The 18,420-nt window shown below is 68.6% G+C and carries 10 protein-coding genes; 5 read left to right on the forward strand and 5 right to left on the reverse strand.

The genetic code is table 11. The features are described 5' to 3' along the window. Positions 1-104: 104 nt before the first annotated feature. Genes mycP through eccCa form a run of 3 tightly spaced genes read right to left on the reverse strand, consistent with a single transcriptional unit; the run spans position 105 to position 7,050 of the window. Complete coding sequence (gene mycP, locus H7I41_RS00560) at positions 105-1,511, reverse strand: type VII secretion-associated serine protease mycosin (RefSeq protein WP_372503621.1); 1,407 nt, start codon at positions 1,509-1,511, stop codon at positions 105-107. Beyond that, positions 1,511-2,995 (reverse strand): type VII secretion integral membrane protein EccD, encoded by a 1,485-nt coding sequence (gene eccD / locus H7I41_RS00565; RefSeq protein ID WP_264010597.1) that lies wholly within the window; start codon positions 2,993-2,995, stop codon positions 1,511-1,513. The genes mycP and eccD (H7I41_RS00565) overlap by 1 nt, the downstream gene beginning before the upstream one ends. Beyond that, the gene (eccCa, locus tag H7I41_RS00570) at positions 2,992-7,050 is read right to left on the reverse strand and encodes a type VII secretion protein EccCa (RefSeq protein WP_264010598.1); all 4,059 of its coding nucleotides are present in this window, start codon (positions 7,048-7,050) and stop codon (positions 2,992-2,994) included. Before eccCa ends, eccD (H7I41_RS00565) begins: the two co-directional genes overlap by 4 nt. A 74-nt stretch (positions 7,051-7,124) precedes the next feature. On the opposite strand from eccCa, the gene eccD (H7I41_RS00575) reads away from it, so the two are divergent. Further along, positions 7,125-8,609 (forward strand): type VII secretion integral membrane protein EccD, encoded by a 1,485-nt coding sequence (gene eccD / locus H7I41_RS00575; protein ID WP_264010599.1) that lies wholly within the window; start codon positions 7,125-7,127, stop codon positions 8,607-8,609. A 35-nt stretch (positions 8,610-8,644) separates the two neighbouring features. On the opposite strand, the gene eccB is transcribed toward eccD (H7I41_RS00575), so the two are convergent. After that, complete coding sequence (gene eccB / locus H7I41_RS00580) at positions 8,645-10,147, reverse strand: type VII secretion protein EccB (RefSeq protein ID WP_264010600.1); 1,503 nt, start codon at positions 10,145-10,147, stop codon at positions 8,645-8,647. A 77-nt stretch (positions 10,148-10,224) separates the two neighbouring features. Here eccB and eccE point away from each other — a divergent pair, with 77 nt between their 5' ends. The 3 genes from eccE to H7I41_RS00595 are packed head-to-tail and all read left to right on the forward strand — an operon-like array spanning position 10,225 to position 13,683. Next, a complete protein-coding gene (gene eccE, locus H7I41_RS00585) occupies positions 10,225-12,009 on the forward strand; it encodes a type VII secretion protein EccE (protein WP_264010601.1) in 1,785 nt (594 codons plus the stop codon). Between the two features lie 57 nt (positions 12,010-12,066). Continuing rightward, entirely contained in the window at positions 12,067-12,810 is a 744-nt protein-coding gene (locus tag H7I41_RS00590) for a DUF5336 domain-containing protein (RefSeq protein WP_264010602.1), read from the forward strand. Between the two features lie 54 nt (positions 12,811-12,864). Then, positions 12,865-13,683: a helix-turn-helix domain-containing protein gene (locus tag H7I41_RS00595; protein ID WP_264010603.1), complete on the forward strand. Its 819-nt coding sequence runs from the start codon at positions 12,865-12,867 to the stop codon at positions 13,681-13,683. Between the two features lie 41 nt (positions 13,684-13,724). Here the strand turns inward: H7I41_RS00595 and H7I41_RS00600 are convergent, their stop codons facing one another. Continuing rightward, positions 13,725-14,627, reverse strand: coding sequence for a prephenate dehydrogenase (locus H7I41_RS00600; RefSeq protein WP_264010604.1), 903 nt, complete (start codon positions 14,625-14,627; stop codon positions 13,725-13,727). Positions 14,628-15,066: 439 nt separating this feature from the next. Here H7I41_RS00600 and H7I41_RS00605 point away from each other — a divergent pair, with 439 nt between their 5' ends. Beyond that, positions 15,067-18,348: a helix-turn-helix transcriptional regulator gene (locus H7I41_RS00605; protein WP_264010605.1), complete on the forward strand. Its 3,282-nt coding sequence runs from the start codon at positions 15,067-15,069 to the stop codon at positions 18,346-18,348. The last annotated feature ends 72 nt before the right edge of the window (positions 18,349-18,420 follow it).

The following is an 18,420-nucleotide window of genomic DNA, read 5'->3' on the forward strand; positions in this document are numbered from 1 at the left end:
TCCCGACGCCGGTGCGGGCCGGTTGCTGCGGTGCCTACCGTTGAGGCTGCTCAATTGGTCCTGCTCGTACATGTTGCTTCCCGAGTCCGAAGTGATACACCGTGTCATGCTACTCGTTCGCCCCTGCTTTCCGCGTTGCGCCGCCGAGGCCGGGTGGGCAGGACGGCCAGCGCCACCACTGCTATCGCGACGCAGAGTCCCGTCGCTGTCAGCGCGATGGTGCGGGGGCGCCGGTCGACATCCTCGGGTTGCGGCGGCTCGGCGATCGGCTGCGGGGCCTGCCGATCGGGCAGAGCGTCGGCGGGCGGCAGGAGGTAGGACAGCGCGGCGGCCGCATCGACGACACCGTAACCGGTTTCGGCGCTCGGCTGAGAGCCGGCGGTATGCGCGGTCCGCTTGATGACGTCCATCACCTGAGCCGCGCCCAGGCCGGGGAATCGTGACCGCAGCAGTGCGACCGCACCCGAGACGAACGGCGCCGCGAAACTGGTGCCGTTGATCGGCTGTGAGCCGCGCTGATCCTGCCAGGTGTTCGTCAAGCCCGGCCCGCGCGGGTTCAGCGAGGTGATCATCTCGCCGGGAGCGGCGACGTCGACCCACGGCCCACGCACGCTGAAGTCCGCCGGTTCCCCGGTGGGGGTCAACGCGCCCACCGTCAGGACGTAGTCGGAGTACCACGCCGGACTGACGATTGTCTGCACCGACGCCCACTGACGGTCCAGCGCCAGATTCGGGTCGGCGACAGGGTTCTGAGCACTGCACAGGCCTTGCTGATCGATGTTGCCTGCAGCGGTGACGACGACGACGTTGCGCTCGAACGCATACCGCACGGCCCTGCCGAGCTCGGCGTCGTTGATCGGAGTGCCCGCGGGAACGCAGGCGGCAACCGACAGGTTGATGACCGTCGCGCCCAGGTCGACCGCGCGGGTGATGGACCGTGCCAGTGTGGTGATGTCGCCGTATCCGCTGGACACCGCGTTGGGGTCGTCATCGTTGCGGCGGGCGCCTGCCACGTCGTAGGCGCTGGAGTGTTGCCGGATCGACAGGATCGTCGCCTCGGGTGCCACTCCGGTGAATGCGTCCTCGGGACTTGCTCTGCCCGCGATGATTCCGGCGACCACCGTGCCGTGTGCATCGCAGTCCTCGAGCCCATCGCCGGTCGACACGTAGTCGCCGCCGGCCTCCAGCGCGGGCAGCCGGGGATGCCTGTTGACCCCGGTGTCGATCACCGCCACTTTTTGGCCTGCGCCCCGGGAGAATCGCCACGCGTCGGTGAACGCGAGCATCTGGGCTGCGTGCGGCGCCAGGCCGAAGTCCGCCTGGGGCATCACCCCGGTCACGCCACAGTCGGTGATCCGTTCCGTCGGTTCCAACGGCGCCACCGGTCCGTTGGGCGGTGGACCGGGTGCCACGACGGGCGGGCCGACCGCGTGTGCGGGTGGAGCGGCCGCACACGCGGCCACCCATCCGGCTGTCGCCGCAGTCGCGAGCCATCGACGTAGGCCCGCCATCATGGGGAGCCGACCATCGAGATCGTCCCAATGAGCCCGTCGGCCCACAGGGCCACCGGGATCAACGCAACGAACGCCGAGTAGCGCAGATACGCGGTCGTCGGCCGCATCCAGCCGGGCGTCGCACCTGCCGCGCCCACCAGGGCGGCGGCCCCGACTGCGACCACGGCCACCGACAGCACGACCAGCGCCGCCTGGGCGATCACCGTGGCTCCGTCCTGCGCCCGCGCCGCGGCGATCACCACGATGCCAGCCGCCGGAATCCCGAACGAGGCCTGCTGGAGCGGGTCTCGTGCGGCCGCCGCCAGCAGCGCCAGCACCATCCCGCACAGCGCGGCGAACACCACCCGGGCCCAGTCGACGGGGGCGGCGTACAGCACCGTGGCAGCGCCGCCGGCCACGGTCGCGGCCAGGCCGGCCGACAAGGCGGAGCGCGTCCGCTCGGCTGCCCGCACGTCCGCCCAGACGGTTTCCGCGGTCGGCAATTTGGCATCGGGGCACGCGATGCGGTCGGCTTCGCCGAAGCCATCTACGAGCCGAGGCCTCGGCTCGTCGGGGTCCTTGGTGCCGGTGGAGACCCTGGGGCGCCGCAGCCGTATGCGTGATGCAGTCGGACAGGCGAACGCCGCCAGTACCGCGGCCACCGCGCCGGCCGTCGAGGCGCCCGCACCCGCGGCGTGCCCCAGCGCCGCCATCGACGCGGCGGTGAGGAAAACCCCGCACGCCAGCAAGGCCCAACCGCCCGTGCCGATCACCCACCGACACGCACCGAGCACCACGATCAACGCGGTGGTACCCGCGGCCAGCGCCAAGCTGCCCCGACCTTGCACCGCGACCCAGCAGAGCGCGGCGATCACCGGGATGATCGTCCACCCGAGTGCGATTCCGACGTCGGCCCGCCGGTAGACCCGATGGGCGAGTGTGGCCGCGCCGACTGTGGCCGCTACGACCAGCAGCGCCAACGCAACCATGGCCGGGCGGTGGCGCGCGAAGGCGTCGCCGGCCACGAAGTACGCCCATGCGAGTCCAGCCGCCATCAAACCGGCACAACCCATCTGACGCGCCGACTCGGCGCTCCAACCGGCGTGGGCGCTCTTGTTCAACCGGGCAGCCGCGTCGACCACGTCGTCGTGCAGAGTGGGCGGCGACAGCGCCCGCTGTCGAGTGAGTCGCAGCAACTCACCGCTGCCGACACCAGCCTCGCGCAGCGTCGTGTCCGGTGACAGTGAGGTGGCGGCGGGCGCCATGCGACCCAGCACCCAAACCTTGTGCCAGACCTGGGGCGCCGATGCCGATGTGTCCTCGGCCTCGTCGCCATGTCGTGACCGCACCAGCGCGATGAGGTCCGGCAGCAGGGCCGCGACCGGGACATCAAGGGGCAGAGCAATATCGAGTTGTGTCCGCTCACCGAGCACGGAAATGCGGATGTGCTCGGCGGCGGCAGACATCGACGGCGATCGGTCGAGTTCACGGAACCCGGTCACAGGTCGGGCATCCGGCAGAGTTGGATCACACCGCTGCGGACAGTGCGGGACACCAGCATGCCGCGACCCGGCGGCAGCGCGGTCGGCTTGTAACCGCCGAACAACGCCCCTTCGTCCCTCGAGCCGCTCATCACCAGACCGTTGCACGACAGGTCCTTGAGGCGGCCGATGATCGGATCCATCATCGCCCGTCCAGCGCCGCCGCTGCGCCGGGCGATCACGATCCGCAGGCCGATGTCGCGGGCTTGAGCGAAGTACTCCACCAGCGGCCCCAGCGGGTGGTTCAGTGAGCCGCTACCGATGAGATCGTAATCGTCGACCAGCAGGTAGATCTGCGGTCCACTCCACCAGGACCGCGCTTTGAGTTGCGCGGGAGTGACATCGGCCGGTGGGAGCCGCTCCTTGAGCGAGGCGGCGAGCGCCGTCATCAGCTCCGTGCAGGTCGGCGCGGCGGTGGCGTAACCGCCCAGGTACTCGTCGGCCACCGACCCGAGCAGGGAGCGCTGGAAATCGACGAGGACGATCTTGCATTCCTGTGGCGTCGAGTTCTCCATGACACCGGCGGCGATGTTGCGCAACAGACTGGTCTTCCCGCACTCGCTGTCGCCGAAAACCACCAGGTGCGGTTGGACATCGAATCGCAGTACCACAGGCGCCAACTCCGCCTCGTCGATACCGATCGCGATCCGGGACGAACTGAGATCTCCCGCAGCGCGTGCCTTTTCGACAACCTCGCCGCGGTCCAGCTGGTCGGGCAACAACCTGACCCGCGGCGCAGCGCGGTCGCCGTAATGGGTGCGCATCGCCGCCACCGCATCGGCCACTCCGGTCGGCAGATCCTCGACGGTGGAGCGCGAGTCTAGTCTGGGCAATGCGGTCAGGATGTGAAGGCGTTCGGCATTGATTCCCCGGCCGGGGCGACCGACGGGGACCAGTTCGGCGAACTTGCGGCCGACCTCGCTGTCGATCGGATCGCCCATACGGAGCTCTATGCGGGTGCCCAGCATGTCCTTGACCGCGGGACGGATCTCCATCCAGCGCGTCGCGGAGATCGCGAGGTGAACACCGTAGGACAGGCCGCCGATGGCCATCGACTGCAGTACCGGTTCCAAACTGTCGAAGTCACTCTTGATCGTGGCCCAGCCGTCGACCACGAGCACGACGTCGCCGAATTTGTCTCGCGCCAATGGGTCGGATGCCTGCTCGCCAGGGCGTAGCGTCGCCAGCCGCGCCTTGCGCTGGCGGAAGTCCCGCATCGATTCGATCCCTAGATCGCGGAACAGCCGCTCGCGGTCGCTGAGCAGTGCGGAGACCTCCGCGACCGTGCGCCGGACGCGGTCGGGCTCCATCCGTCCGGCCACGCCACCCACGTTGGGCAGTCCGTCCAGGCTGGCCAAGGTGCCGCCGCCGAAGTCGATACAGAAGAACTGCAGCTGCTCCGGGGTGTGTGTGGCGGCCGACGACATGATCAGGGTGCGCAGGGCCGTCGACTTGCCGGACTGTGGACCCCCGACGACGGCCACGTTTCCCTTGGCGCCGGAAAGGTCGATCGACAACAGGTCGCGGCGCTGATCATAGGGGCGGTCCACCACGCCGATCGGCAGTCGCAGACCGCCGTCGAGGTTGCGCGCGTCCTGCCACCTCGGATCCGGAAGCAGATCGTTGACGGCGGGACTCTCGTCCAGCGGCGGCAACCAGACTTCGTGCGCAGGACGCCCGTGCCCGCGGAGCCGATCGACGACGACGTCGAGGACGCTGGCCTGGGCGAGTCGGACGGCACCCGGGACCGCCGGTGCCGACACTTCGTGTCCGTTGGTCTCGATCGCCACCTCACGCGACGGCGGCGCCTTCGTCAGATCCTTCGCCACCGGAGTGGCGGTGAAGAGCTTCGGCGTCGACTGGCCGAAGACGGAGCTTCGGGGGGCGCCAGCGGAGGTGTCGGGTTTCACGTAGGGCCCGGATACGTAAGAAGCGTTGAAACGCAGTGGTTCTGATGCATCGCATTTCAGGAACGCCGATCCCGGGACGCTGGGCAGGTGGTAGGCGTCGGGGACGCCCAGCACGCTGCGGGACTCCCCGGCCGAGAACGTCTTGAGCCCGATGCGGTAGGACAGATGGGAATCCAACCCCCGCAATTTGCCTTCCTCAAGGCGTTGCGATGCCAGTAGCAGGTGGATGTGCAGGGAGCGGCCCAGCCTGCCGATCATCACGAACAGCTCGGCGAAGTCCGGCTTCTGTGCGAGTAGTTCGGAGAACTCGTCTACGACGATGAACAGTGCCGGCAGCGGGTCCAGCGGTGCACCGCCGGCCCGCGCCCGTTCGTACTCGGAGACGTTGGCGAAGTTGCCTGCGGCGCGCAGGAGCTCCTGGCGACGGTTCATTTCACCGGCGAGCGCGTCGCGCATCCGGTCCACCATGGTCAACTCGTACTCGAGATTGGTGATGATCGCCGCGACGTGCGGGGCGCCGTCGAGCCCGAGGAACGTGGCGCCGCCCTTGAAGTCGACCAGAACCAGGTTCAGTACCTCGGGTGAGTGCGAGGTGATCAGCCCGAGCACCAGGGTGCGGAGGAACTCGGACTTGCCCGAGCCGGTTGCGCCGATGCACAACCCGTGCGGACCCATGCCACCCTCGGCCGACTCCTTGATGTCGAGTTCCAGCGGCTGGCCCGTCGGCGTGATGCCGATCGGCACTCGCAGCCGCTCGCGCGCTGAGCGCTGCCGCCACACCGTTTCGGGCACGATCTCGGCCGCGTCGGGAATCTTCAGCAGTGCCATCAAGCCGGGATCGACTGCTCGCGAATTCGGTTCGAGGCTCACGATGTGTGCGGCGCTGGCGGGCCGGTAACGCCCGATGCGGCGCGCGGTCGCGGCCGCCTGTACCGTGCTCATCCGGTCCGGCGTCGCGAAGTGTTCCACGCCGGTACGCGTGCGGGCACCGACGCTGTCCTGCTCGATGACCAGCGCCAGGCCCCGCTTGGCGGCCAGGCCCTCGGCGCGCCCGCTGAGGTCGAACACCGTGACGCTGTCCAGCCCGACGTCGGTCACCAGCCGTTCGTCACCCGATACGTAACCGTCGTCGATCACCACGACGAGTTGGGGTATGCCTTGAGTCGGCTCGCCGTGCCGGGTGAACCTGCCTCGCTCGCCCAGTTCGGCTGACATCGTCGTCTCGAACATCTCGAGTGAGGGAAACAGCATGCGCATGGAGCCGAGACCGTCACGCGCGGTGGCGTGCTGAGCGTGCGGCAGCCATTTGACCCAGCTCCAGGCCTCGCCGTCGGGGTTGGCCGTCACCACGGCCATCCGGACGTGGTCGGGTCCGTGGAAGGCGCAGAGCTCGGCGATCATCGAGCGCACCAACGCACGGCAGTCGGCACGGTCACCCTCGAAGCCGATGGTGGGGAATGCACGCAGCGACACCGCCGTGGGCAGCGCGTGCACGACCGAGTGAGTGTGCACGAAACGTCGTAGCGCGACGGTGCACACCGGCTCGAGATCCTCCGGCGGACCGGTCTCGGGTGCCAGCAGTCTCGTCGCGAGCCGGTGGCTGCCGATCCCGACCCGGACATGGCAGAAGTCCGTGTCGTTGGGGCGGCGCTCCCACATCCGGCGGGAACCCGCGACGTCGACGATGGCGCGCGGGTCCGGGTGGCTCCACTCCAATGCGGTGCGTTGTTCGGCACCGGTCTCGGCGGCCTCGTCGCGCAGGTTGGCCAGATAGCTGAAGTAGTCCTTGCGCTCCTCGTTCAGCTCGGCCGCCGACTTTCCCGACCGACCACCCATGCCGCCCATGAACATCCCGGCCATGGACATCACCATCATCATCGGGAAGATGAGGAACATCGGGTTGCGCGTCAGATCACGCCCGCCCACCGTGATCATCAGCGCGATCATGCCGACGACGGCCACCACCATCACCAGCGGCATGAGTTTGACCAACAGGCGGCCGGGGATCACTCGCGGCACCTCGGGCGGTGCCTGGAGGTTGATCTCGCCACCGGGCATCCGCGGCGGTGCCAGCCGCAATCGGCGCACGAATCCCTGAGTGCTCAATACGCCTCCCGAAGTCACCCGTATGATACAGCGAGTATCACCCAGTGGCACGAGTGAGTTCACGGAGGGCAGCGATGACCATGACAGCGTCGGCGCCGCCGGAGCAGGACGCCGACGTCGCGTCCGAGCCGGAGCTCAGCCGGGTGTCCGTACTGGTGGGTCGGGTGCTGCTCGACGCCGGGTTGCCGGCCGAGGCGACGGTGTCGGCGGTCGTCGGTGACGTCATCGAACTCGCCAACGCCCAGTCGTCGCTCGAGTCGGGCGGCTCCGGGGCCTTGTACGACAGCACCGGGGGCCGATGGACCCTCGCGCGTGTCGGGGCGCAGGCTTTCGAGCCGTCCCGCACTCTGCGCGACGTCGGTGTCGCTGACGGTGACTTGCTGGTGATCCGCGAGATCGACGCGCCCGCTGCACCTTTGCTGTTCGACGACGTCGACGCCGACAGCGCCGAAGGCCAACGCGACAGCCGCGGGGCTTCTGCTGTGCGGTGCCTGCCGGTCGTCGCGCTGTGTGTCGTCGGCTCCGTCGTCGCCATGGTGCTGCTTGCACTCCGGTCGCCGACGCCGCCGGTTGCGGCGGCGGCGGTCGCGCTCGGCCTGCTGGGGCTCGCCGTGGTGACCCTGCTGCGTCACCGAGGAGTGGCCAGTCGGCGAGATGCGACGTGGCTGACCGCCGCGGCGCTGCCGCCGATCTTCGGCGGCAGCCTCTATGTGATCCCGGGAGGAGCCGTACTCACCGCCCTGCCACTGGCTTTTGCGCTCACCGCGCTGGCTGCACTGCTGGTTTTGCTCATCACCGACACGGGACGCACATTTTTCACGGGGGTGGTTGGCCTGTCGCTGGTGGGCGCACCCGCGATCACGTCCATGCTGCTCTGGCAGCCCCCGGTCCGGTCCGTCGGCGCACTGGCAGCGATGGCGTCGGTGGTGGTGATCTATCTGGCTCCACGAATCACCGTCCTGCTTTCCCGGGTGCCGATTCCTCCGGTGCCCACCGCCGGAGAACCGCTCGACGACATCGACACACAGGGCGGCACGACGGTGGAGGGTGTCAATGCGGTCGGCAGGCAGATCGTTCCGACCGAGCGTGACATGCTCGATCGGGTCGGGCGCGCGAACCGCTATCTGACCGGGATTCTCGGCGCCGCGACGGTGGTGGCGGCGACGGGAAGCTACTTCGCGGTCGACGTCAGCAACGGGTTCTTCTGGCAGGGAACCGCGTTCGCCATGATCGTGGCAGTCGTGCTGTGCCTGCGCGGGCGAAGTCACCACGAGCTGCTGCAAGCGGGGATGTTGATCGGCGGCGGAATGACTTGCGCGTTGGCGGTGATCGTCAAGACCGCGACTTTTCTGCCCGGCTGGCAGGTGAACGCGGCGGTGATGCTCGTCGGGCTTGCGGGCGTCGTCGCGGTGTGCGGGCTGGTCGCACCTCGGATCGCGTTCTCGCCCGTCATGCGTCGCCAGGTCGAGCTGGCCGAGTACATCGCGATCGGGCTGCTGTTCCCGCTCTGCTTCTGGGTCACCCGGCTGTACGCGTTCTTCCGGGAACTGGAAATCTGACGGGTGGCGCGGCCGTGCGCTCCGCCACCGGTCGATCACCCGCCGGCCGAGGAGCTCACCTGCTGCCCGCGCGGATCGGGCGCCATGCCGTCGTGTGCGACCAGCGCCGACTCCTGCGACAGCTGCGGCCCCGGCGGCAGCAGGGCCAGCACCGGCCATGGCGCGAGTTGCGGCATGTCGGCCTCGCCGTCGCCGCCTTTCATACCGGTCAGCCCGAGCGCAGACGCGCTCGCCGCGTCCTTGACGTGGAATCGCAATCCGGTGTCAGAAACGTAGAACAGCTGGCCGGCCGCCCGGCTACCCGGCTCGACGCCGGTGGCTTGCACGTACTCGCCGGTGCCCGGCCGCAGGTAGACCCCGTCCAGGCCGGGCCCGCTGGCGTCGAAGGTGGCCAGCCGGACCGGCGCCGCATCGGCCGGCAGCGGCAGGCGGTTCCCGATCAGCAGCCGAGTGGTGGCCTGCGCTGCACCGTGAGCGCGCTGCCACGCCATGCAGACCACCTGATTCGGTTCTCGGGCAACCACTTGCGGTGACTGGACGGGATAATGGTCGACCGCGAGCCGGCGGACGATCGGCGCCACGCTCGTCATGGCCGGCGACACACTGTGCGGGGCGGACAGCACGGGGTTGCTGTATCGGATGATGTCGGCAGTGGCCGCAGAGACCGGCTGGAGGCCGTCGGACAGCACGACGTACAGCGTGTCGCCGCGTGAGTCCGACGTGCGCAGGATCGATCCGACCCGATACGCCGGATCCAGGTAGGCGGTCGGCTCCCCGGCGCGCTCCACCGCGACCGGCAAAATGGGCGCGACTGCGGGGAAAGCGTTGAGCAGGCCGGGTGATATGTCGCGTATTGCGCTGCCACTCAAGTGAAGTGCTCTTGACACCACCGGGTCGCCGATGTCGATCTGCGCGCGCACCCCGTCGAAGATCAGGAACACGTCCGCACCCGACCGGGCCAGGATCATCTCCTGTGGCGCCGCGGCCCGGATGCCGGTGTACAGATCCGGGCGGTTCGCGAGGACCGAAGTCTCGATCGACGCGGCGCCGGCGGCTTCTGCTGTGGTCGGGGTGCGGGTGCTGTCACAGACGGTCCATGATGATTCGGACACTTCGTCACCCGCGGCGATGCTCGCCGGGGCGCCGACCGCCCCGACCACCGGACCTCGCCTGACCGTGTTGAGGAACTTGTCATCGACTTCCTTCGGCGTGACGTTCTCCCCGGCGATCAGCCGAGCCGACGCCAGGTTGAGCGCAGGGTGCAGGGTGTCGCCGATGCGCACATACAGCGCGCCGCTGGACTTGCTCAGCAGAACCTGTGAGTCGCCCATGTTCGGCGTCGGCTTGAAGAAGGCGAGTACGCCGGCGGCCCCCGTGATGAGCACGCTGATCACCAACCCGACGATCAACGCCCGTATCTGGCCGCGCATCGGGTCATGGATCATTCGGGAATCGCCGCGGATCAGCGCGTGCTCAAGCCGCCGAACCACGAATCGGTATCCGTTGACCTGCGCTCGGGTGGTGACAGGCGCTGGCATGGTCCTCCGTCGCCGGATAGTGGATACTCAGTGTATCAAAGGCGCGCTACCGGCCCCGCACACTCAAGGAAGCCACAGTGTCCCGTCACGCTCTCGCTGAAGATGCCGCGATCTCCACCCCCGCTGCGCCAGTCGGCAACGTCGAGATCCTTGCGCAGAGGCTGCTGCCTGTTCAACACGTCGTGCTGGCGCAGGTGTTGGTCATCGCAGGGATCGCAGCCGCAGCGGCCCTGCGGCTACACGCGTGGCAGGGCGGGGCGGTGGGGCTGGCCGTCGCGGGCGCGGTCGTGGCCCGAATGCGCGGCAGAACATTGCCGCAGTGGCTGGCGCTGTGGGTGCAGTTCATCCGGGCGCGTCGACGGCGGTCGCGCGGACACCACACGGCTGAGCCGTTCGACACCGACGGAAGTGACGGCGAGAAGATCGGTTTCCGCTGGGACGGCGAGACGCTGCTGTCGATGTTGCGGATCGAAGCCAACCCGCAGGCCATCACGGTCCTGGAACCCGGCGTGACAGTGTCGGGCGAGGCAGTGCCGGTGCAACTCGTAGCCGACTGCCTGACCCAGTTCGACATCAGCTTGGCGTCGGTCGACATCATCAGCCACGGCGCCCGCTCACAGGGCGGCAGTCGCATCGCGGCCGTCTACGACGCGGTGCTGGGACCGCTGCCTGCGATAGCTCAACGCAGCGTCTGGATCGTCGTCCGATTCGATCCCGCCCGGTGTGCGAGCGCGGTCCGGCGTCGCGGCGGCGAGCGTGATGGCATCCTGCGCGCGGCCGCGACGGCCACCCGCCGGGTCGCCAACCGGCTCGTCGAGGCCGGGCTGCGGCCCCAGATCCTCACCTCGGTCGAGATCGGGCTGGCTGCCAACCAGTTGTCCGACGGGCTCGGCGTGCGCAACATCAACGAGAGCTGGGCGACCTGTAGTGCCGGGCGATTCCAGCTGCGCAGCTATCTGCTGCCGCCGGCGCTGCTGACCACCGAGGGACTGGCTGCATTGTGGACTGTTCCGAGCTACTCGACCACGCTGACGGTGTCGGTGCGGAGCGACGACGCGGGGAACGCGGTGCAGATTCGGGGTCTCGCCCGCTTCGATACCGGAGGATCGCGCAGCGTGGCACTCGATGAGCTCGATCCGCTTGTCGGGGAGCAATTCTCGGCGATGTTGGCAAGTCTGCCGCTGCCACCGCCGACCCACCCGGTGCAGCGCTGGGCGTTCGGGCGGGGAGATTCGCCGTTCTCGGGGCTGGTGCTGCCAGCGGCGGGCTGTGGGCAGGTGATCGGCGCCGATGCTGCCGGTCGGGCGGTGGCGGTGCCACTGTTCGGACCGCACGTCGCCAGGGTCGAGATATCCGGCACGCTGCATCTCGCGCAGCAGGTGGTGCTCCGCTCGTTGGCGCTCGGAGCGCGGGTGCGTGTGCACACTCAGCGCCCGGCGCAGTGGCACGCGATGGTCGCCCGTGTCGCCGATCAGGACATGCTCTGGGTCGACGAACTGCGGCGCGGCGAGATCCAGGCCGGCTCGGACCGCAACCTGTCCATGGAGATATTCGACGGCGTCGCTGAACAGCCCGCGCGGGTCGGCGTAACCGTGGTGGTGGTGCAACCGCCGGCCGTCCCGCCGTCAGAGACCTGCGACGTCGCGCTGCAGTCCCTGGACGCGCACCGCGACACTGTGCGGGTCAGCACCCGCGCGGGGTCCTCGGTGGTGACGATGGTCGCGACCGACGACGAGCTGGACTACATCAGGGCGTCGCTGGCAGCCGCAGAGTTCGACACGGCACCAGTGGGCGGTGCGGGGCCCGCCCCGTCCGTAGTCGGCGGCCCGACGCGGGAATCGACGGCTATCCGCTCCAACTGATACAGTGTGTATCAATCCGTCGAGGCAACCGCCGCGCTCGATGCAACAGGAGTGGCGATGACGTACTGGTACGACTGCGCCGACCAGCCCCCATCGACGCCGGACGAGGGCCGGAGCCTCCTCGGCAGGTACATGGCCGGTGCTGTGGCCGTGCTCGGACTCGCGATATACCTGCTGAGTTTCAATTCCCCGGTGACCGTGATCGGTGCTGACTGGGCGGTACGGTTCGCCCTGCTGGCCGGCGTCGCGGGCGCCGTCGGTCTGGTGCCCGGCAGGAGGGCCCCGCTGGCCGTGATGGCGAGCCTGGCGGCGGTCGGTTTTCTCGACGCGCTGTCGCGTCATGTCGGTGCGGCTTCGTCGGACTGGTCGGTCGTCGTGATCATCGTGCTGGGTGCGCTACAGACCGTAGTCGCGGCGGTCGCGCTCGTGGCCGAGCCGGCGACGACCGGCGACCCAACGCCGACCACCCACGATCCCTACGCGTATTACGCGTACTACGCCGCGGCGGCCCAGCAGAGCTATGCCCAGCATCGCCCGCAGGAGCCGACGCGGTCCGACGCGGCAGCACAGTCGGCGGCGGCGGCGGCCGAGGGCGCCCCCGCGGCGCACGCCGACGACGTTGCCGCGCGCTATGCGGAGTACGCGCAGTACTGGACGGGTGAGGCCGGAACCGCTGCGACGCCGACCGGCCCGAGTGCGCAGGCTTTGGGTGTCCCGCGCACGCAGGCCGCGCCCGAGCCGGTGAACCGTCCGCCGCATGACGTCGATGACACGGCGCTGCGGGTGCGGCCGCAGGCCTGACCGTGGCGGTTGCCGTCAGGCAGCTGGATCGTGATCTGCATCGAAAGGATCGTCGTGACCACCGAGTTGCCGGCGCGGGCCGAAGGACGAGTCGGCGAGCATCTGCGGCGGTGGCGCGTCCGGCGAGGTCTGAGTCAGATGCGCGCTGCTCATGACTGCAACGTCTCGACACGTCATCTGAGTTTCGTCGAGACCGGTCGCGCCCGTCCCAGTCGGGAGTTGATCGTCCACCTGGCCCGGTCGCTGGGCGCGACCAACGAGGAGCTCAATGTCTGCCTGGTGTCTGGTGGATACGCGCCGCGACATGTGGTGGAGCTCGGCGGCGAGCACCGGGCCGTGTCGGACACGCTCGCAGAGATGATCGACCGCCACGACCCCTATCCGGCGTTCGTGTTCAGCGCCGACTGGTTGACGGTGCGCGTGAATTCCGGGGGTCAGTGGTTGTGCTCGGTGTTGATGCCCGATATGTGGGGCACCGTGGCCGATCCTCGCGTCGGGCTCGACATGCTGGCCGCCTTGACCCGTGAAGACGGATTGCTCTGCCAGATGCGGAACGCAGACGTCGTCGGCTGGACGTTGTTGCGCCAGTTGCGGCTCGAGCAGCTGACCAACCCAGCGCTGCGGACACGCGTCGACGCATTCGAGGCGTCGCTGCTGCGGCGGTACCCGGGGTTCGACCCGGACGACGGTGGAGATCGGGTCGATCCCACACTGCACCTCGATTTCGACACCGTGCTCGGACCACTGGCGTTCTTCACCGTGCAGAGCGTCATCGGGATGCCGCAGCAGGTCACCGTCGCCACTCCCAGGGTGGAGCTGTGGTTCCCTGCCGATCAGCACACCCGTGAGGTGATGGCGCGGGCGTTGCACTGAGCGCCGGCGCGTCACTGCCGGTGTGGTCGGAGCTATCTCGTTCAGCCGACCCAGGCGTCCGTGAGCAGCGCGCGCCCGGCGTTTCCGCGCTGCAGCAGGGTCGTCAATTGAGTGCGGTCGCCCGCCGCCGCAGTGAGATCGGCCGCGACCTCGCAGAGCACCTTGGCGACATCGGTGGCATTGAGCGAGAGAATGTCGGTCCACAACTGCGCATCGCCGGCGGCGACCCGGGTGGTCTCCAGGACGCCCGCGCCGCACAGCCGCAACACCGAATCATCGGCGTCGTCGAGGCTGGCAGCGAGTGCAGCGGCGACCAGGTGGGGCACGTGCAACGACTTCGCGACCGCGCGGTCGTGATCGGCGGGCGTCATCATCACCGGTTCGGCGCCGGTCAGCTCGACGAGTTCCACCACGGCACTGATCGCATCCGGATCGGTCGCGGACAGCGGGGTCAGCACCCATGTGCGGTCGAGGAACAGCGTCGGCGAGGCCGCCATCGGACCTGCCCGCTCACTACCCGCGATCGGATGGCCTCCGACGTAGCGGGAGAGATCGCAACCGTAGGCCTCCGCGGCGGCCAACGGCGCGCCCTTGACGCCGCCGACGTCGGTGAACACCGACGCCAGACCGGCATTCTGGGATTCGGCCAGCACCGAGGCGATTTCACCGGGAGGCACGGCGAGGACCGCCACGTCGACGGGTCCCGGCGGATCCTCGATCGTTCCCGCGCCCCTGGCAGCGGCGACGGCCGCGGCCGCGGGGTCCCTGTCGCGCAGATAGACCTGCAAGCCGCGTGCCCGAAGAGACAGCGCAATAGATGTGCCGATCATCCCGGTGCCGATGACCGCGACGCTTTCCAGGAAGGCGGTCTCGGCGCCGACGGCGGTGGCACCACCGCATGTGGTACATCCGCGGTGCCCGTCGATGGTCTGGGGTTGTGTCATGATCTGTTCCTTTGGCTCGCGGGCGCTCAACCGTCGAATCGGATCGGCATGTCTTCAGTATCTGAGTCGGATCAATTACCGAGCAGGTAATGGACTGGCGCCGGATCGACGAGAAAGCCGCAGGCTCGCCTCTCACGACGAGCGGCCGGATGGCTGCGGGGCGTACAGCACAACTGTGTAGTCAAGTTCTGGGCCACAACAGGTTCCGAGTCGGGTGCAACATTCATCGCCGCACTGTCCGCCGTCAGCAACGCCCCGATCTGACGGCCGCGACAATTGGATTCGGTCCGTGCTGGACGGAACTCTGCCGCATTAACCGCATCATGCGACGGCAACACCACATAGGATGGTCCGGTTGTGTCCGGCGGTGGTTGTTCGGTGGCCAGGTGGCCCGGGTTCGAGTCAGTGGATTTCGCTACGGTCGCGCAGTTCGGCGCCTATGCGGTGGAGCGGGTTGGGTGTGAGCTTGCTGCCGACGGGGATAGTGACGCTGCTGATGGCGGACGTCGAAAACGCAGCACAACTCTGGGAGAACCGGCCCGATGACATGGCCACTGCCAACGCCACGCTCAACGAAGTCGTGTCGCGGGCGGTCGCCGCGCACGGGGGCGTTCGCCCGCCCCAGCAGGGTGCCGACGACGGGTTCGCGGCCGCGTTCGCACGCCCCAGCGACGCCGTGGCATGCGCGCTGGATCTGCAGCGTGCGCCGCTGACGCCGATCCGGCTGCGGATCGGAGTGCACACCGGCGAGGTGCGTCTGCGTGACGGGGCCACCTACGTCGGTCCGACGATCAATCGTGCGGCACGGTTGCGCGATCTCGCGCACGGCGGTCAGACCGTACTGTCCGGCGCCACCGAGCCGTTGGTCGTCGACTCTTTACCGGCCGGCGCATCGTTGATCGACCTGGGCAGTCACCTCCTCGCGGGCCTGCCACGGCCCGAACGGGTGGTTCAGCTGTGTCATCCGCAACTGCCCAGCGGGTTCGCAGCCCTCAAGTCCGCACCGACTCGTCTGCCGCACAACATCCGACGGCATCTGACACGCTTCGTGGGTCGCGGTCAACAGATGCGCGAGATGCGTCAGCTACTGGCCGAGAACCGCCTGCTCACGCTGACCGGCGCGGGCGGTGTGGGCAAGACACGCTTGGCGATTCAGGTCGCGACCACGCTGAGTAACGACTTCTCCGACGGCGTCTGGTACGTCGATCTCGCGCCGATCACCACCTCTGAAGTGGTGCCGGTCGCACTGGCGCGTGCCCTGGGGCTGCAGGATCAGACCGGCAGCTCCACCATGGACACGGTGCTGCGATTCGCGGAGGGCCGGCACCTGTTGGTCGTGCTCGACAACTGCGAGCATCTGCTCGACGCGAGCGCAGCCGTGGCTGAGGCTCTGCTCGGCGCATCCCCGACTGCAAAAGTGTTGACGACCAGCCGCGAACCGATCGGCGCGCGTGGCGAGGTCATCTGGCGGGTGCCTTCGCTGTCGCTGGCTGACGAGGCGATCGAACTCTTCGATGACCGCGCACGCCACGTGCAGCCCGATTTCGCCGCGGATGCCCGGGATTCCGCTGTCATCGCCGAGATCTGCCGCCGTCTCGACGGCATGCCGCTGGCGATCGAGCTGGCCGCGGCGCGGGTCCGCGTGCTGTCGCTGACCGAGATCCTCGAGGGCCTGCACGACCGCTTCCGGTTGCTGACCGGCGGCGCGCGCACCGCGACGCCCCGCCAGCAGACGCTGCGCGCATCCGTCGAATGGTCGCACGATTTGCTGGTTGCATCCGAGCGGACGCTGTTCCGCCGGCTCGCAGTGTTCATGGGCGGATTCGACCGCGACGCAGCACAAGCGGTCTGCGCCGGTGGCGATGTCGAGCGCTTACACGTGCTCGACCAGCTGACCCTGCTGGTGGACAAGTCCCTCGTAGTGGCCGAGAACGGCGACGGCCGGACCCGATACCGACTGCTCGAGACCATGCGGCAGTACGCGCTTCAGAAGCTGGGCGAGTCGGGTGAGGCGGACCAGCTACGGAGCCGCCATCGGGACCACTACACGTCGACGGTGATCGAGCTGGACAACCCGGGAACGCAGGCACAGGATGCGCGGCTCGACTGGATCGAAGCCGAAATCGACAATCTGCGGGCCGCTTTCGCGTGGAGCCGCCAGTGTGCCGACCTCGGAACGGCCTTGCGGCTGGTGTCGGCGCTCCAGCCGTACTGGCTCATGCGTGGGCTGATGGTCGAGGGGCGCAGCTGGTTTCACGTAATCCTGCACAACGAGAAGGGCGATGATCTCGACCTCGCCCCCGAGGTGCACGCGCGCGCGCTGGCCGATAAGGCCGTCCTGGACAGCGGATGGGTTACCGCTGACAGCTTGCCGCAGGCCGAACAGGCGTTGCGAATCGCACGGGACCTCGACGACCCGGTCCTCGTGGGTCACGTGCTCACGGCCTGCGCCGCCACGTCCGCCGTTCACGGACACGCAGCACGTCCGTACTTCACCGAGGCGATCGGGCTCGCCCGTTCGCTGGGCGACCGGTGGCGTCTGAGCCAGCTGCTGGGCTGGCAAACCTACTCCGCGTTCGTCGCCGGCGATCCGGTCGCGGCACGGGTGGCCGGAGAGGAGGGGTACGACCTCGCGCGCGCGATCGGCAACGATTTCGTCATGCGACAGTGCCGCATCTGGGGTGTCGGTGTGTCCCAGATGGTCGAAGGCAACCTCCCCGCCGCAGAAGCCGAACTGCGCGAGCTGACGGCCGACGCCGAAGCGGCTGCGGACGCGGTCAACGTTTATGTCGGACACATCAATCTGGCGTTCCTGCAGTCCTACCGCGGCCGGCCGGAGGCCGCGCGGAACGAGGCTGAAGCTGCCATCGACACGGCCGTTCGATCTGGCGGCGGGTTCTACATCGGGCTCGGCCACATGGCGATGGTGGGAGCAGAACTGGCCGCCGGGGATGTCGCGGCCGCCGAGGCCGCGGTCGACGCGGCCCAGCGTCACATTCCCGCCGAGCCGCGCTTCCCGGCGGCGATGCTCTGGCGATTCGCCGCGCTCGCCTTGGCGGTCGGCGACCTCGGCGCCGCACAGACGTGGGCGGATCAAGACGTCGCGGCAACGCTCGGCGGGTGGCACCGTGCACTGGCGCTGACGACGCGCGCTCGGGTCGCCCTTGCGCAGGACGGGGTCGAGCAGGCCGAACGAGATGCCCGCGACGCGCTGACCTGTGCCGCCGACGTGGGCGCCATTATGGTCATCCCAGACATCCTCGAGATCCTCGCCGGCCTCGCTGCCGAGGCCGACAGTCATCAGATGGCCGTCAGGCTGTTCGCTGCGGCGGCAGGCATCCGGAGTGATCTCGGCGTGGTCCGGTTCAGGGTTCACGACGCCGACCACGGAGCAGGGGTGCTGAGCGCACGAAACGCACTGAGCCTCGACGAATTCGAGCGCGTCTGGGCGCAGGGTGCTGACATGTCCGTCAATGAGGCGGTCGCCTACGCCCAGCGGGGCCGAGGTGAGCGCAAGCGGCCCACCAGCGGTTGGGATTCACTGACGCCGACCGAGCGTGAGGTCGTCACCCTGGCCAGTGAAGGATTGTCGACCAAAGAGATCGCAACGCGGCTCTTCGTCTCGCCACGTACCGTACAGACCCATCTGACCCATGTGTACGCCAAGTTGGGGTTGACCTCGCGAGTACAACTCGTCCAAGAGGCCGCGCGACACACCTGACAGCCGGCGGCGCCACTACCGCCGGAACAAGTACGCGGTTGGCTTTGCGCGTATACGCGATATCGCCGATGT

Origin of the sequence: [Mycobacterium] manitobense, from assembly GCF_025821665.1 — a bacterium.
Taxonomy (GTDB): Bacteria; Actinomycetota; Actinomycetes; order Mycobacteriales; family Mycobacteriaceae; genus Mycobacterium; species Mycobacterium arseniciresistens.